This is a genomic window from Actinomadura sp. NPDC000600 (assembly GCF_040492135.1).
GTDB lineage: Bacteria > Actinomycetota > Actinomycetes > Streptosporangiales > Streptosporangiaceae > Spirillospora.
The window spans coordinates 1-15,014 of record NZ_JBEUPD010000059.1; the positions used below are offsets into that span (position 1 = coordinate 1).

Genomic DNA, 15,014 nt, shown 5'->3' on the forward strand with positions numbered 1-15,014 from the left:
CGCTCGGCGAGGCCGTCGCCCTGGCGGCCGCCGCGGTCGCGGCGCCCGCCGCCGGCGAGTTCGACCCCGACGTTCTCCGGCGGCAGCGCCGGGCCCCGAAGGTTAGGGAGACACCATGCCCCTGGTGAGGACGGCCGAGCTCGTGCGGCCCGGCCGCGGCGTCGCCGCGTTCAACGTGATCACGCTGGAGCACGCCGAGGCGATCGTCGCGGCGGCCGAGCGGACCGGACGGCCGGTCATCTGCCAGATCAGCCAGAACGCGGTGCGGTTCCACGGCGGCCGACTCGGCCCGATCGCGGCCGGCACGGCAGCCGTGGCCGAGGGCTCCACCGCCAGGGTGGCGCTGCACCTCGACCACGTGACCGATGACGACCTGCTCCGGCAGGCCGCCGACCACGGCTTCGGATCGGTGATGTACGACGGGTCCGAGCGCGACTACGGCGAGAACGTCGCGCGGACCGTCGCCGCCGTCGCCTGGGCCCACGAGCGGGGCCTGTGGGTGGAGGCCGAGCTCGGCGAGGTCGGCGGCAAGGACGGCGCGCACGCGCCGGGCGTCCGGACCGATCCCGGCGAGGCCGCCGCGTTCGCCGCCGCCACCGGTGTGGACGCCCTCGCGGTCGCGGTCGGCAGCTCGCACGCCATGACGGAGCGCACCGCCGTCCTCGACCACGACCTGATCGCCCGGCTGCGCGACGCCGTGCCGGTGCCGCTGGTGCTGCACGGCTCGTCGGGGGTCGGGGACGACGAGCTGCGCCGCGCGGTGCGGCACGGCATGTTGAAGATCAACATAGGTACGGCGCTCAACATCGCGTTCACCGGGGCGGTGCGCGCGTCCCTGGACGGGCAGGTCGACCCGCGCCGGTACCTCGCGCCCGCCCGCGACGCCATGCGGGACCAGGCGGCGCACCTGCTGGAGGTCGTCTCGTCCCGTCCTTCCGAGAGCATTGGACACCCTGCATGCTGAACATCGCCTTCGTCGGCGCGGGCTCGGTGGAGTTCACCCGGCAGCTGCTGCGCGACATCCTGTCCTTCCCGGAGCTCGGCGGCGTCCGGCTCGCCCTGCACGACATCGACCCCGAGCGGCTGGCGGTGGCGGAGGGGCTGGCGAGGCTGACCGCCGAGGAGCACGGCGCCGCGCCCGCCATCACCGCGTCCCTGGACCGCCGCCGCGCGCTGGACGGCGCCGACGTCGTCGTCAACATGGTCGCGGTCGGCGGGCACGCCGCGACGGTGAAGGACTTCGAGGTCGCGGCCGGATTCGGCGTCCGGCAGACCATCGGCGACACTCTCGGCGTCGGTGGGATCTTCCGGGCGCTGCGCACCTTCCCGCTGCTGGACGGGCTGGCCGCCGACATCCTCGCGGTCTGCCCGGACGCCTGGCTGCTCAACTACACCAACCCGATGGCGATGAACCTGCAGTACCTCGCAGCCGTCGCGCCGAAGGTCAGGGCGGCCGGCCTGTGCCACTCCGTGTACTGGACGGTCCGCGACCTGTCCGAGCTTGTCGGGGTGCCGTTCGAGGAGGTCGACTTCCGCTCGGCGGGCGTCAACCACCAGGCGTGGGTGCTGGAATGGCGGCACCGGGGCCGGGACCTGTACCCGGCGCTGGACGCCGCGATCGCCGCCGACCCCGGACTCGCCAGGCGGGTGCGCGTCGACATGTACCGGCGGCTCGGCCGCTACCCGACCGAGACGAGCGAGCACTCGTCCGAGTACGTCCCGTGGTACCTGCGCGACGACGCCGAGATCGAGCGGCTGCGCATCCCGGTCGGCGAGTACGTCCGGATCAGCGCGGGGAACCTGGCCGAGTACGCCCGGGTCCGCGACTGCCTGGCCCGCGGTGAGCGCCCGGCGCCGCGCGAGGACGAGGACGCCGTCGAGTACGCGCCGCAGGTGATCCACAGCCTCGCCACCGGCGAGCGCCGGACGATCCAGGTCACCACCGCCAACACCGGCCTGATCACCAACCTGCCCGCGGGCGCGGCCGTCGAGGTCCCCGCTACGGTGGACCGGATGGGCGTCCACCCCCACCACGTCGGCGCGCTGCCCCCGCAGCTGGCGGCGTTGAACCGCAGCTTCCTCAACGTGGTGGAACTGACCGTCGCCGCCGCCGTCGAGGGCGACCCGGCGCACGTCCGGCACGCCGCCATGTGCGACCCGGCGACCGCCGCGGCGCTGCCCGTCGAGCGCATCGGGGAGCTGTGCGACGCGCTCACCGACGCGCACGGCGACGCGCTGCCCGCCCCGCTGCGGAGGACGTGATGCTCGACCTGCTGGTCATCGGCGACGCCAACCCGGACGTCCTCGTGCACGGCGCGCCTGAGGTGCCGCCGTACGGGCAGGCCGAGACACTCGTCGGGGGCGGCGTTCTCGCCCTCGGCGGGTCCGCGGCGATCGCGGCGCACGGCGCGGCCCGGCTCGGGCTGGCCACCGCCTTCGCCGGGCTGGTCGGCCGGGACGCCGCGGGCGACTTCGTTCTGGACGCGCTGAGCACGGCGGGCGTCGACGTCTCCTGCGTCGTCCGGCACGCGGCGCTGCCGACCGCGCTGACCGTGTGCCTCAACCGGCCCGGGGGCGACCGGGCCATCCTCACCGCCCCGGGGTGCCTGGTCGAGCACGGTCCCGAGCACGTCCCGGACGTCGCGGACCTCGCGGTGCGGCATGTGCACGCGGCGTCCTACTTCCTGCAGCCGAGGCTCGCGCGGGCGCTGCCGGCGCTGCTGCGGGAGCGCCGCGCGGTCGGCGCGACGACCTCGCTGGACACGAACGACGATCCGGCGGGGCTGTGGGAGCTGGCCCCCGGCCTGGTCGCCGAGTGCACCTTCCTGCTGCCGAACGAGGCGGAGGCGCTCGCGCTGAGCGGTGCGGACGACCTGGCCGGGGCGCTCGCCTCGCTGGGGGGCGACGGCTGCGTCCCGGTCGTCAAGCGGGGCGCGATGGGCGCCGTCGCGATGCGGGACGGCACGGCCGTCCACGTGGACGCTCCGGCCGCAGAGCCGGTCGACACCGTCGGGGCGGGGGACAGCTTCGACGCCGGTTTCCTCGCGGGCTGGCTCGACCGGGGGGAGCTGCGCCACGCGCTGCGGCTCGGCGCGGCGTGCGGGGCGCTGTCCACCCGGGCGGCCGGGGGAACCGCCGGCCAGCCGACCCTGCCCGAGGCACTCGCACAGATGGCGTGACCGTTTTCCGGTCAAACACTTATTTGCGCGCATCATTTCTACTCTAAAATGATCGGATGCGTCAGCAGAACCGCCTGCCCCTCATCCTGGACAAGCTCGCCCAGCACGGCTCGGTGAGTGTTGTCGACCTGGCGGCCGAGCTGGAGGCATCGCCCGCCTCCATCCGCCGCGACCTGCAACTCCTCGAGGAGCAGCAGCTCCTCAAGCGCACGCACGGCGGCGCGATGGCGGCCGAGGTGATCTACGAGCTGCCGATGCGCTACCGCGGCGGCCGCTCCCAGGAGGAGAAGCGCCGCATCGCGCAGGCCGCGGTGCGGCTCGTCGACGGCTCGGTGCACTCGGTCGGCTTCAACGGCGGCACCACCATCACCGAGCTGGCCCGGCTGCTGTCCACCGGCCGGACGCTCAAGGTCGTGACCAACGCCCTCAACATCGCCGCCGACCTGTCGGTGCGGCCCGCCATCGACCTCGTCGTCACCGGCGGCGGCGTCCGGCCCGAGTCGTACGAGCTGGTCGGGCCGATCGCCGACAAGACCCTGGCCGACATCAGCCTCGACCTGGTCTTCCTCGGCGTGGACGGCATCGACGCCGAGGCCGGGATCAGTACCCACGACGAGATCGAGGCGCGCACCGACCACTGCCTGATGCGCGCCACCCGCCGGGTCGTGGTCCTCGCCGACGGTTCCAAGATCGGACACCGCGCGTTCTCCCGGATCGCCCCGATCGAGGAGGTCGACATGCTGATCACCGACTCCGGGGCCGATCGGGCGGAGCTCGACCGGATCCAGGCGGCCGGCGTCGAGGTGACCGTGGCCTGAGCCGCGGTCACCTCCGGCTCCTACTTCAGGCCCGCGGTCGCCACCGACCGGACGAAGAAGCGCTGGGCCACGAAGAACAGCACGAAGACCGGCAACTGGCTGATCACCGTCCCGGCCATCAGCCGCGGCCAGTCCGTCGCGTGCGCGCCCTGGAAGGTCTGCAGTCCGAGCTGGACGGTCATGTGCTCGGGACTCGGCACCGCGATCAGCGGCCAGAGGAAGTCGTTCCACGTCTGCAGGAACGTCAGGACCGCCAGCGTCGCGAGGGTGGGGCGCATCAGCGGCAGCATCACCTGGAACAGGATCCGCAGCCGTCCCGCTCCGTCGATCCGCGCCGCCTCCTCAAGTTCCCGCGGCACCGTCGTGAAGAACTGCCGCAGCAGGAAGACGCCGAACGCGGTCGCCAGGTTGGGCACGATCAGGGCGCCGAGCGTGTCGGTGAGCCCGACCGCCCGCACCATGATCAGCATCGGCAGCATGACGATCTGGAACGGCACCATCAGCGTGGCCAGCACCGCCACGAACAGGGCCCGGCTCCCGAGGAACCGGATGCGCGCGAAGGCGTACCCGGCCAGCGAGCAGAAGACCAGGTTGCCGGCCACGCAGCTGACCGACACCAGCGCGCTGTTGCCGAGCCAGTGCTCCAGCGGGGCGTCCCGCAGCGCCGCCGTGTAGTTCTGCCACCGCACGCCCGAGGGCAGCCCGGGCGGGAACCGCCGCGTCTCGGCCCTGGTGGAGATCGACAGCAGCACCATCCACAGCAGCGGCGACACCATGACCAGCGAGAGCGGCAGCAGGACCAGGTGCAGCGGGCTCGGCCGCCGCGACCGGGACTTCGCGGACGGGCGCGCCGTCGCGGCGCCCGTCCTCGCGGGATCCATCGTCGTGATGCTCATCGGGCCTCAGTGAGGGAGAAGCGGCGGTTGATCGCGAGCTGCAGCAAGGTCACCGCGAGGATCACCAGGAACAGCACGCAGCCGACCGCCGCGGCGTAGCCGCCGTCGAAGTCGACGAACGCCTTGTTGTACAGGTGGTAGACCACGACCGTGGTCGCGCGCAGCGGCCCGCCCTTCGTCGTGACGTACACCTCGTCGAACAGCTGCAGCGAGTTGATCGTCAGCCAGACCAGCAGGAATCCGGACGCGGGCGCCAGCAGCGGCAGCTCGACGTGCCGGAACGCGCGCAGCCGGCCGCAGCCGTCCAGCGACGCCGCCTCCATCAGGTCCTTCGGGACGGTCTGCAGCGCGGCGAGGTAGATGATGACCGCGAAGCCCAGCCACCCCCACACCGTCATGGCCAGCAGCGCGTACAGGGCCTCCCCTGGACTCTGGAAGAAGCCCTGCTTCGGCATCCCGGCCTTGGCGAGCGCGGCGTTGACCGGGCCGAACTGCGGGTTGAGCAGCCAGTTGAAGATGATCCCGGTGGCGACGGTGGAGGTGACCAGCGGCACGAACACCGCCATCCGGTACAGCGTGATCCCGCGGATCCGCTGGTTGAGCAGCACCGCGATGGGCAGCGCCAGCGCCATCGTCAGCGGCACGAACAGCACGGTGTAGACCGCCGACCGCTTGGCGGCCTGCCACATCAGCGGATCCTTCACCAGTTCCGCGTACTTGGCGCCGCCCGCGAAGGTCCCCGGCGAGGTCAGGTCGGTGTCCTGGAACGACAGCCAGAACGACCACAGCACCGGCAGCATGCCGAAGAGCCCGATCAGCAGGATCGCCGGGGAGACGAACCCCCAGCCGGCCAGGTGGTCGCCCAGCCGCCGCCGAGACCGGCGCGGGCGTCCCTCTCGCGCGGTGTGCGCGGGCAGGGTGGTGGCCGCCATCAGGAGCCCGCCAGGATCCGGTCGACCTCGGCTGCCGCGTCCCGCAGGGCCGCCTCCGGCTGCTTCTTGCCCAGCAGCACCGCCTGGACGGCCGTCCCGAGAACCTGCGAGATCTGCGGGTACTGGGCGATGTTCGGACGGGACTTGGTGACGTTCTTTTCGAGGTTGTCGATGAAGACCTTGTTGTCCGGATACTTCGCCAGGTAGGCCTTGTACTCGGGCAGCCGCTGCTCCGAGGCGCGCAGCGGCAGGTCTCCCGTCTGCACCGCGTACCGCAGGTGGACCTGCGGAGAGGTCAGCCACTTCAGGAACGGCCAGGCGGCGTCCTTGGCCTTCTTGTCGAACACCATGTAGTTGTCGGGGCCGGAGATGGTGGCGTGGGTGACCTTGCCCGGCAGGTACTGGACGCCGTAGGAGACGTCCTCGTTGATCGAGCCGAGGTCCCACGGCCCGGTCCAGAGCATGGCGATCCGTCCAGAGTTGAACAGGTTGAGGTACTGCTGGTCGCCGGTGTCGAGGTATACGGACTTGTCGGTCACCGCCATGTCGGCCAGCAGTCGCATCGCCTGCCGCCCGGCCGGGGAGTCGAACGCGGCCTTCTTGTTCCCGGCGTCGAGCAGGTCGCCGCCCGCCTGCCACAGCAGGGCCAGGAACCGCCACACGGTGTCCTCGGTACCGTCGTTGACGTAGGCCCAGCCGTACTTGTTCCCCCCGGAGAGCTTCCTGGCCGCCTCCCGGAAGTCGTCCCAGGTCCAGGAAGGCTTGGGGTAGTCGACGCCGGCCGCGTCGAACATCTTCTTGTTGTAGACGAGGCCGAGGTTGTCCACCAGGGCGGGGATCCCGTAGATCTTGCCGGACGCGGTCGCCCCCTGACGGGCCGCCGGGAAGAAGTCGTTCCAGGCGAAGTCCGGGCTGCCGTTGACCAGCGGCGTCAGGTCCTGGGTCTGCCGGCGGCCGGTGAGCGCGGTGATCGACGAGCCGTACTGGTAGGCGACCGACGGCGCCTTGCCGGACACGAACGACGCCAGCGTCTTCTGCAGGGTGTTGTCGTTGTTGCTGAAGACCGGCTCCACCTTCCGGCCGGGGTGCGCGGCGTTCCACTCGCCGACCAGCTTGGTGATCGCGGCCGCCTGGGCGTCGGTGTACCCGTGCCAGAACGTGATCTTGTGTGCGCTTTCGCCGCCGGAACCGCAGCCCGAGCCGGACCCGGCCAGGAGGACGACCCCGGTGAACAGCGCGGTGATGCGGCGGCCGCTCGACTGCCTCATGATCGCCTCCAGATGATCGTGCTCGATTGTGCAGGTTGCGCGGCACTTTAGAACACAATCGCTCAGACGGCAAGGGAGTGTCGGGCAGATTGGGGGTTTGTGTACGGTAAGCCCGTCAATCAAGCATAAACTTGCAGTTTTCCTGCACTGTCTTGCTGGCTTCGGCGCCGTCACTCCGCTGGCCGGGCACGTCGGCCCCCCTCACCGTCATCACCGGACCTTGTCGATCGCCTCCGCCACGAACCACCTGCTCGCCGCCGCTCAGCACGGCCGGGGCCGTGTGACCGCAGTCGGGCCGGTCATCGGGATCCTCGCCGGCGACCGGATCACCGACCGGGTGCCGGCGAGTCGCGCCCGCCGGGGCACCATCGGGCCGGCGATCGCAGCGGCCGTCATCACAGTCGGCAAGGGGTCGCTGGAGTTGGCTGAACCGGCACGGCCCCTTGATGGGCGGGCGACCTCATCGACGGAAGCGGGGATACCGGCCCGTCGGCCACAGATCCTTGACGGTGTGACAATCAACGTGAAAGTGTCCGCTTCGTGTTCGCGGAGATGAGCCGGTGAGGTCGGGGTCGCAGAACCGGTCGCGGCGGCCGGTCAGTGACGAAGCGGTTCTGGAGGCGGCGCGCGAGTGCCTGCTGACCATGGGGATGCGCCGGACCACCATGGCCGACATCGCGCGCCGGGCGGGGACGTCACGGCAGACGCTCTACCGCCGCTGGCCCGATGTCCAGACGCTGGTGGCGGAGGTCATGACCGGGCAGTGGCTGGCCGTAGTGGACGGCGTCCTGGGCAGCGGTGACCCACCGGGCGACCGGGGGGAGATCGTGGACGTCCTGGTCGCGGTGGCCGCCGGGCTTCGTTCCGACCCACTGCTGAGGCGGATCGTGGAGGTCGATCCCGAGTTGCTGGTTCCTTACCTGTTCGACCGGCGCGGCGTCAGCCAGGACGTGATGCTCGACCGGATCGAATCGATGCTCGCCGAAGGGCGCCGAGGCGGAACCGTGCGGGGACTGCCGTCGGGTGTGATGGCACGGACGGTACTGCTCACCGCGCAGTCCTTCGTGTTGTCGGCGGCGACGATGGCCGACGGCGTCTCGGTGACCGAACTCGACGACCAGCTCCACGACCTGCTGGACCGCTACCTCGCGCCTGGCGGCCGGGAAGGTGAATCGAGATGATGTTGCGCTCCAGATGGCTGGCCGGCCTGCTGCTGCCGATCGTTGTTCTCCCGCTGACGGCGTCCACGGCCGAGGCGGGCGTACTGGACACCCTGTCGCCGGGTTCGCTCACACTCGCGCCCGGTACTACGGGAAGCCTCGCGGCAGGCGGGTTCCGAGTGACGGTGAGCCGTCCCGGCGGGCAGGCTCGGCTGGCGGTGACCTCGGGCGGCCGCACCGTCTGGGCCGGTGTCCCCGGACGAGCGTTCGCCGCAGCTGGGCTGGGGCGGCTGTCGTGGCGCGATCGGACCGGCATGTTCACGCCGAGTGAGCTGATCGCCTGGACGCTGGCCGACCAGAGCATCGACCGCGTCGGCCGCTCAGGTGGGGACGTGGTGGTCGGGGGAACGCTCACAGGCGGCCCTCTGAAGGCCCCCTACCAGTGGCGTGTCTCCGCTGCCGGGCAGGGGCGCCTCGCTATGCACCTGGAGGTCGGCACGGTGACCGGCTCCGGAGTGCACCGCCGGCCCGATGTGGTGGCGCTGGCCTCCGAACGGGGAAGCGGCGAGCGGTTCCACGGGTTCGGCGAGCAGTTCACGTCGTTCGACCTGGCCGGCCGGCGGATCCCGGTCATCGTCCGGGAACAGGGCATCGGCCGGGGCCGTCAGCCGCTGACGGCGATGGTGGACCTGGTCTCAGGCCAGGGCGGTTCATGGGACACCACCTACGCCCCTATCCCCTTCTATGCGACCAGCTCCAACCGTGGGTTCGCGCTGACCGGCGGCCGTTACTCGGTGCTCGACCTGTCTCGGCCAGGCCTGGCGGTCGCCCAGACCTGGGGCCCACGCCAGGGCGCCGAGTTGTACGCCGGCGCCTCCCCCGCCGAGGTGCTTGCCGCGCATACCGCCTCGACCGGACGGATGGGCGCCCTTCCCGCATGGACGCGGGACGGCGCCGTCCTCGGCCTGCAAGGCGGTACCGCCAGGGTCCGCCGCATCGTGGACGAGATGTCGGCGTCCGGCACCAAGATCGCCGCAGTCTGGCTGCAGGACTGGTCCGGACAGCGCACGACGTCATTCGGTGACAGGCTGTGGTGGACCTGGCAGCTCGACAAGAACCGCTATCCCGGGTGGGACGACCTGGTCAAGGACCTGCACGAACGCGGCATCAAGGTGCTGACCTACGTCAACCCGTTCCTCGTCGACCCGCCCGGCGGATCAGGCGCCGCGCCAAGGAACCTGCTCGCCGAGGCCCGGGACCGCGGTTACCTGGTCGCCAGGGCCGATGGATCTCCGTACATGCTCGATCAGGGCGGTTTCTCGGCCGCGCTGGTCGACTTCACCAATCCGCACGCGCGCCTCTGGTACGCGCGGGCCATCGCCACCGAGGTCGCCGGGGCCGGAGTGGACGGCTGGATGGCCGATTTCGGCGAGGGTCTGCCGTTCGACGCCAAGCTGTACTCCGGCGACCCGGCCGAGCTGCACAACCGGTGGCCGATGGAGTGGGCGAAGGTCAACCGGCGCGCGTGCGAGCTGGCTGACCGGCCCGACTGCGTCTACTTCATGCGCTCGGCCTATACCGGCTCGGCCGGGCAGGCCCCGCTGTTCTGGGCAGGTGACCAACTCGTCGACTGGGATGCCCAGGACGGCCTGGCCTCAGCCCTGCGCGGAATGCTGTCGGGAGGGGTTTCCGGCATGACGTTGACCCACAGCGACATCGGCGGCTACACCGGCGTGGACACTCCGCTCGGGAACTACCACCGTTCCGCGGAACTCCTGCAACGGTGGGCCGAGCTGGCGGCCTTCGGAGTCTTCTTCCGCACGCACGAGGGCAACCAGCCCGCCAAGAACGCGCAGGTCTACGACACGGAGCAGAGCCGTGCCGCGTTCGCCCGGGCCAGCCGCATCTACGCAGCCCTCGCCGACTACCGCGCGACCGTGGAACGCGAAGCCGCCACCCGGGGACTGCCCGCTCTCCGGCACACCTGGCTCGTCCATCCCGGCAGCCCGGCCGCCGCAGCCGATGACCAGTTCTTCTTCGGCTCCGCCCTGCTGGTGGCGCCCGTCCTGAAGCCAGGCGCGTCGACGGTACCGGTCCATCTGCCGGCGGGGCGCTGGATCAACGTCTTCACCGGGCGTGCCTACGGTGACCGCGATCGGGCCGTGCAACTCATCGTGCCCGCACCGCTTGGCACACCCGCCGCCTTCGTCCGCCAGGGCGACCCGCAGGGAACCGAGATCCGCGCCGCCCTTCGGCGGGCCGAACTGGCCACACCGCCGTGACGGCAGGGTGCGCGCCAAGGCCGCCAGCGGGTCAGGGCAGGTCATGCGCGCTGCTGCGCAGGACACCCGCCAACGCCGAACAAGACCGGAGCGGTCCGCGATCACCTGAATGTCAACTGGCTGCTCCGGATCAGACGGCGGGCGTGCCGGGTGCGACCCTCTACCACGTCGACACCCTGCCGCCGTCGATTCTGGAGACAGCGCCTGTCAGTTTCGCCCGGCCCGACACCAGCAGCACCACGAGATCGGCGACCTCCACGGGCAACCAGACGGGTCTGCAACCCCGTCTTTGGTTGGCCCAATTGCAGTTCGCCACCGACCTCGACCGCCCCTTGATCGGGGCACTCACGATGATCGACCGCCCGTGTGAGCGCATCGGGAATCTGCGAAGCGTACGGTGGCTCCCGAAACCGGCTCCCGTGGCTTCCTGGCTGCAGGAGAGGAACCCGTGTCGTTCCGCGAGCAATGGACCAGCTGGAAGGCATCCCTGAACGCGTTTCAGATCGCCTTCGAGAGCCGCCTTACCTCACCCATCCGCTGCCAACCAAGACCAGCCGTTAAGTTGACACCCGGTCAGCGGGCCTCGGTCCAGGCGCAGGTCAGTTCTCGGGTTTGGCGGCTTGAACGATCGCCGAGTGCGTTCCGTCGATGAGCTGCCGTGTGGGGGTGATCGTGACATCGGTGAAGCCGGCGGCGATCAGATGATCACGGTACTCGGCGAAGGTGAGGGCTCCCGCGATGCAGGCGGTGTGGCCGCCGCGCGCAGCACGGTCGTCCGGAGTCAGGTGGTTCTCGGCGACGACGTCGCTGATGCCGAGACGGCCGCCAGGCCGCAGGACCCGATGGGTTTCGGCAAAGACCGCGGGCTTGTCGGTGGACAGATTCACCACGCAATTGGAGATGACCACATCGACGTGGTCGTCGGGGAGCGGTATCTCTTCCATGTGGCCTTTGAGGAATTCCACATTGGCGGCGCCGGCCTCGCGCGCGTTGCGCCTGGCCAGTTCGAGCATCTCCTCGGTCATGTCCAGGCCGTAGACCTTGCCGCCGGGACCGACCCGGCGGGCCGACAGCAGGACGTCGATTCCGCCGCCCGACCCCAGGTCCAGGACAGTGTCGCCGTCGGCCAGTTCGGCGACCATGAGCGGATTTCCGCAACCGAGACTGGCGGCCAGCGCTTCTCTGGGCAGATGTGAGCGGTCGTGTTCGGTGTATCGGGCGGCCCCGAACCCCTGTTCGTCCAGTCCGGTGGGGACGGTACAGCAGTCGTCACCCTGGGACGAGTCGGAGCAGCAGCCGCCGGTTTGGGCGGTGACCGCTCGGGCGACGGCAGCGTAGTGGGCTCGGACCTGGTCACGCACCTGGCTGTCGTCCTTTGATCCGGACGGAGCGGCCATGTCGGTGTCATCTGGATCGATCATGGGGCGGCCTCCTCACGGAAGGTGGGATCCGGTCTAGTCGATGAGGGGAACCGGTGGAGTGCCCGTAGCAGCAGCGGCAGGCCGATCCCGGTGGGCAGGAACCAGAAGGTGATCGGAGGCAGCAGCTTCCAGAGCGGGAGCCGGGGGCCGTTGTCAACGTAGAAGGCGGTCAGCAAGGTGATGTAGGAGATCGCCATGGCGGCCATGTGGTGGCGCGGCCATCCGTGCCACCGCATCCGGCGGGCCGCGTACCCCGCGCCTGCGGAGGTGAGCGCCAGGGCTCCGAAGATCAGCAGGTAGGTGGTGCGGGGCCGGACGGCGGCGATGCCGGACGCGGTGACCGCGACGACGACCAGGGCGCCGAGGTAGACCCGGCCGCTGCGCGGGTGCCGACCCGGTCTTTTCGGCACGCGCATCGCAACGATCCCGGTGACGACGGCGGTAAGGCCGGCCGCAATGTGCACAACGATCACGCTGTCCAGCAGCATGGGTCTCACCCTTCGGGTCGCGCGGTGAGGAACACGGCCAGCAGGCCGGCGAGCAGAGCGGGCAGTTCTCCATCAGCAGATGGTCGGCGCCCGGCACGATCACCAGGCATTCGGGGTGCCCGCGCTTGCCGGCGACGTCGCGGCGCAGTCGCTCGGCTCAGAGGGGCGGGATGTCCATGTCCTCGGCCCCGCGGGACGCCGCCCGGTCAGACCGTTCCGCTCATGTCGGGTCATCACCGGCCACCGCCGTCTCCTCGGTCAGGCAAAAGGCCAGGTCCAGCACGGCGGGGATGCAGGGGTCGGCGATCGAATAGAAGATCCGGTTGCCGTCCCGGCGAGCCGCCACCATGCCTCGGTCGGTCAGTCGCTGCAGTTGATTGGAGATCGCCTGCGGCCGCATCCCCACCTGCTCGGCCAGTTCCCCCACCGGCACCTCGCCGTCGCGATGGAGCGCGTGCAGCAATCTCAGGCGGGTGTCGTTGCCCAGCACCTTGAACAACACCACGAGCTGCGACGCCTGGAGTTGGTCGAGCAGCGGCCGTTCGGCCAGCGGCGGCTTGCCCGCCCGCGCCGGCAGGGTCAGCGCGGGTCCCGGTTCCAGTACCGAGGGGCAACACTCGGGTGTCTCGTCCTCCACAACTCCACTATGACACTGTCTTGTGTAATTGTGAACTGTCGCCGACATTCTGGAGCCACACGGAACCTGGCGTACGAGCTGCGACAGCGTCTACTCGGGGGCGAGTTGGGCGGTGATGTCGCGGACGGCGTCTCTTGCGGTTCTGCCTGCGCCGACCAGGGTGGCTGATCCGGGGCCGGTCCAGTCGCCGTAGCCGAGCAGGTGCAGCCGGGGTTCAGCCAGTGCCCGGGTTCCGCCGCCGGTCGGTATGTATCCCGTCCCGTCACGCAGGCCGAGCGGCGTGAGGTGGCTCAGCGCCGGCCGGAAGCCGGTGCACCAGATGATCGCGTCGCAGTCCTCGGTTCTGCCGTCGGGCCAGGCCACGCCGGTGGTAGTGAGGCGGTTGAACATCGGCTGTGCGCGCAGGAGGCCTCGGTCCCGGGCGTCGCGTACCGAAGCGGACACGGTCGCGGCCCAGCACGTCCGGCAGCGGGCCCGTGATGTGATCGGCGGCCTGGTCCTCGCCAGGGGCGGGCAGGCCCGAGTGGCCGAGCGGGTTGCCGCGGCCCCAGGTACCGGACGCGTCGATGACCGCGCGGGCGGCGATGTCCTCTACTGCGCCGTCAGGACCCACTGCGCGGACCAGCAGCGGACGCTCCTCACGGCCGACCGTGCGGGTCACGTCCGCTCCCTGCCGGGTCACCGCCACCACGCGGGTGCCGGTGCGGATCCGGTCGGCCAGCGCGGGCACCGCCGCGAGCGGAGCCAGGTAGTCGCGGACGAGTTCTGCGCCCGTCGGCAGCGCCTCGGGGTCGGGCAGACGCCACCCGGTCGGCTCCAGCAGCCGCCGGGCGGCGGCGTCGGTGTCGTACCGCCAGGGCGAGAACAGCCGGACGTGCCCCCACTCCGAGATCGCCGCGCCCACTTCTCCCCCGGCCTCCACGACGAGGAAGTCCTGGTCGCGTTCGGCGAGATGGGCGGCGGCGGCGAGCCCGACCGGTCCCGCGCCGATCACCACGACGGGAAGGCCGCCGGGGTTCCCGTCCTCGACGCAGCCGCAGCCGGCGTCGGTCTTGGCCTGCTGGACGGTGACGTCCGGGTTCACGCTCTGCTCTGCCTCGGCGCAGCAGGCGCTGACACCACAGCAGCTGCTCGCACCGGTGGAGGCGTTCGGGGACGCGGCAGGCTCGGGTCGTCCGGTCTCGTCGTTCACGATGACTCCTTGTCCGTTCGGTAATGGGTGTCGGCGCCGGGGAAGCTGCTCAGAGGCGGGCGCGGTAGGCGGCGGTGGTGACGCGGTCGACGTGTGCGGACGAGCGGCATGTGGGCGTGCACACCTGGTCGCAGGTCTCGCAGAAGGCGACGGCCTTGACGCGACGGCCAGTGATCTTGGAGAGCAACGTCCTCATCTCGGACTCCCTGTTTAGATGCTTGTCTAAGCAGGCGTCAGTTTGCATCGCTGGATAGATGGATGTCAAATTAGAGACATGTCTAAGTTGCTGGAGCTCGAGGACGTGACCGACCCCGTCTGCTGCGCACCGTTGAGCGGGCCGACGTTGAGCGAGGCGGAGGCGGCCGGGCTGGCCAAGGTGTTCAAGGCGCTGTCCGACCCGGTGCGGTTGCGCCTGCTGAACCTGATCGCCTCGGTCGAGGGCGGCGAGGCGTGCGTATGCGACCTGACCGGCCCGTTCGAGCTCACCGCGCCGACCATCTCCCACCACCTGAAGGTGTTGCGCCAGGCCGGGCTCATCGAGGGTGAACGGCGCGGCACGTGGGTGTACTACCGGGTGGTGCCGGACAGGCTGACCCGCCTGTCAGGCCTGTTCGCCCTGCCGGCCCTAGCACCGGCCTGACCCGCGCCCTGTCCCCCGCGCCCCGACCAGACAGGCATGGTGTGCGGACTCGCCGCCTCGGGCCGACCGACGGGCGCCTTGGGACCTTGGCCCCTGCCTTA

Annotated in this window: 15 protein-coding genes; 7 read left to right on the forward strand and 8 right to left on the reverse strand. The window is 70.7% G+C overall.

Going from position 1 to position 15,014, the window contains the following annotated elements; translation table 11 throughout:
• Positions 1–115: 115 nt before the first annotated feature.
• From ABWI07_RS41750 to ABWI07_RS41765, 4 genes are read left to right on the forward strand one after another with little or no spacing between them, the layout of a single operon-like run.
• Entirely contained in the window at positions 116–964 is an 849-nt protein-coding gene (locus ABWI07_RS41750) for a class II fructose-bisphosphate aldolase (protein ID WP_353821927.1), read from the forward strand.
• Positions 958–2,262 carry an alpha-glucosidase/alpha-galactosidase gene (locus ABWI07_RS41755; protein WP_353821928.1) on the forward strand — a complete coding sequence of 435 codons (1,305 nt, stop codon included), beginning with the start codon at positions 958–960 and terminating at the stop codon, positions 2,260–2,262. Before ABWI07_RS41750 ends, ABWI07_RS41755 begins: the two co-directional genes overlap by 7 nt.
• Positions 2,262–3,179 (forward strand): carbohydrate kinase family protein, encoded by a 918-nt coding sequence (locus tag ABWI07_RS41760; protein ID WP_149256810.1) that lies wholly within the window; start codon positions 2,262–2,264, stop codon positions 3,177–3,179. Before ABWI07_RS41755 ends, ABWI07_RS41760 begins: the two co-directional genes overlap by 1 nt.
• Positions 3,180–3,235: 56 nt before the next feature.
• The gene (locus tag ABWI07_RS41765; RefSeq protein ID WP_149256809.1) at positions 3,236–3,997 is read left to right on the forward strand and encodes a DeoR/GlpR family DNA-binding transcription regulator; all 762 of its coding nucleotides are present in this window, start codon (positions 3,236–3,238) and stop codon (positions 3,995–3,997) included.
• A 20-nt stretch (positions 3,998–4,017) separates the two neighbouring features.
• Here the strand turns inward: ABWI07_RS41765 and ABWI07_RS41770 are convergent, their stop codons facing one another.
• Genes ABWI07_RS41770 through ABWI07_RS41780 form a run of 3 tightly spaced genes read right to left on the reverse strand, consistent with a single transcriptional unit; the run spans position 4,018 to position 7,093 of the window.
• The gene (locus ABWI07_RS41770) at positions 4,018–4,893 is read right to left on the reverse strand and encodes a carbohydrate ABC transporter permease (protein WP_353821929.1); all 876 of its coding nucleotides are present in this window, start codon (positions 4,891–4,893) and stop codon (positions 4,018–4,020) included.
• A complete protein-coding gene (locus tag ABWI07_RS41775) occupies positions 4,890–5,825 on the reverse strand; it encodes a carbohydrate ABC transporter permease (RefSeq protein WP_353821930.1) in 936 nt (311 codons plus the stop codon). Before ABWI07_RS41775 ends, ABWI07_RS41770 begins: the two co-directional genes overlap by 4 nt.
• On the reverse strand, positions 5,825–7,093 hold the full coding sequence (locus ABWI07_RS41780; RefSeq protein ID WP_149256806.1) for an ABC transporter substrate-binding protein: 1,269 nt from the start codon (positions 7,091–7,093) through the stop codon (positions 5,825–5,827). The genes ABWI07_RS41775 and ABWI07_RS41780 overlap by 1 nt, the downstream gene beginning before the upstream one ends.
• 560 nt (positions 7,094–7,653) lie before the next feature.
• On the opposite strand from ABWI07_RS41780, the gene ABWI07_RS41785 reads away from it, so the two are divergent.
• Entirely contained in the window at positions 7,654–8,274 is a 621-nt protein-coding gene (locus ABWI07_RS41785) for a TetR/AcrR family transcriptional regulator (protein WP_353821931.1), read from the forward strand.
• Positions 8,271–10,535, forward strand: a complete 2,265-nt coding sequence (locus tag ABWI07_RS41790; RefSeq protein ID WP_353821932.1) for an alpha-glucosidase — start codon at positions 8,271–8,273, stop codon at positions 10,533–10,535. Before ABWI07_RS41785 ends, ABWI07_RS41790 begins: the two co-directional genes overlap by 4 nt.
• A gap of 599 nt (positions 10,536–11,134) precedes the next feature.
• Here the strand turns inward: ABWI07_RS41790 and arsM are convergent.
• The 5 genes from arsM to ABWI07_RS41820 all read right to left on the reverse strand — a co-directional run bounded on the left by arsM (position 11,135) and on the right by ABWI07_RS41820 (position 14,469).
• Positions 11,135–11,956 carry an arsenite methyltransferase gene (gene arsM, locus ABWI07_RS41795; protein ID WP_200841602.1) on the reverse strand — a complete coding sequence of 274 codons (822 nt, stop codon included), beginning with the start codon at positions 11,954–11,956 and terminating at the stop codon, positions 11,135–11,137.
• Complete coding sequence (locus ABWI07_RS41800; RefSeq protein WP_353821933.1) at positions 11,953–12,444, reverse strand: DUF2306 domain-containing protein; 492 nt, start codon at positions 12,442–12,444, stop codon at positions 11,953–11,955. Before ABWI07_RS41800 ends, arsM begins: the two co-directional genes overlap by 4 nt.
• Before the next feature lie 220 nt (positions 12,445–12,664).
• The gene (locus ABWI07_RS41805) at positions 12,665–13,081 is read right to left on the reverse strand and encodes an ArsR/SmtB family transcription factor (protein WP_353821934.1); all 417 of its coding nucleotides are present in this window, start codon (positions 13,079–13,081) and stop codon (positions 12,665–12,667) included.
• Positions 13,082–13,343: 262 nt separating this feature from the next.
• Positions 13,344–14,273 (reverse strand): FAD-dependent oxidoreductase, encoded by a 930-nt coding sequence (locus ABWI07_RS44545; protein ID WP_502912898.1) that lies wholly within the window; start codon positions 14,271–14,273, stop codon positions 13,344–13,346.
• Positions 14,274–14,322: 49 nt separating this feature from the next.
• A complete protein-coding gene (locus ABWI07_RS41820; RefSeq protein WP_160160825.1) occupies positions 14,323–14,469 on the reverse strand; it encodes a hypothetical protein in 147 nt (48 codons plus the stop codon).
• 78 nt (positions 14,470–14,547) lie between these two features.
• Between ABWI07_RS41820 and ABWI07_RS41825 the strand changes: the two genes are divergently transcribed.
• Positions 14,548–14,913, forward strand: coding sequence for an ArsR/SmtB family transcription factor (locus ABWI07_RS41825; RefSeq protein WP_149256800.1), 366 nt, complete (start codon positions 14,548–14,550; stop codon positions 14,911–14,913).
• Positions 14,914–15,014 lie beyond the last annotated feature (101 nt).

Coding starts and splice junctions, on each gene's coding strand:
- ABWI07_RS41765 (WP_149256809.1), top strand. CDS start 3,236: ATGCGTCAGCAGAACCGCCTGCCCCTCATCCTGGACAAGCTCGCCCAG.
- ABWI07_RS41755 (WP_353821928.1), top strand. CDS start 958: ATGCTGAACATCGCCTTCGTCGGCGCGGGCTCGGTGGAGTTCACCCGG.
- ABWI07_RS41750 (WP_353821927.1), top strand. CDS start 116: ATGCCCCTGGTGAGGACGGCCGAGCTCGTGCGGCCCGGCCGCGGCGTC.
- ABWI07_RS41790 (WP_353821932.1), top strand. CDS start 8,271: ATGATGTTGCGCTCCAGATGGCTGGCCGGCCTGCTGCTGCCGATCGTT.
- ABWI07_RS41775 (WP_353821930.1), bottom strand. CDS start 5,825: ATGGCGGCCACCACCCTGCCCGCGCACACCGCGCGAGAGGGACGCCCG.
- ABWI07_RS41760 (WP_149256810.1), top strand. CDS start 2,262: ATGCTCGACCTGCTGGTCATCGGCGACGCCAACCCGGACGTCCTCGTG.
- ABWI07_RS41780 (WP_149256806.1), bottom strand. CDS start 7,093: ATGAGGCAGTCGAGCGGCCGCCGCATCACCGCGCTGTTCACCGGGGTC.
- ABWI07_RS41770 (WP_353821929.1), bottom strand. CDS start 4,893: ATGAGCATCACGACGATGGATCCCGCGAGGACGGGCGCCGCGACGGCG.
- arsM (WP_200841602.1), bottom strand. CDS start 11,956: ATGATCGATCCAGATGACACCGACATGGCCGCTCCGTCCGGATCAAAG.
- ABWI07_RS41800 (WP_353821933.1), bottom strand. CDS start 12,444: ATGCTGCTGGACAGCGTGATCGTTGTGCACATTGCGGCCGGCCTTACC.
- ABWI07_RS41825 (WP_149256800.1), top strand. CDS start 14,548: ATGTCTAAGTTGCTGGAGCTCGAGGACGTGACCGACCCCGTCTGCTGC.
- ABWI07_RS41820 (WP_160160825.1), bottom strand. CDS start 14,469: ATGAGGACGTTGCTCTCCAAGATCACTGGCCGTCGCGTCAAGGCCGTC.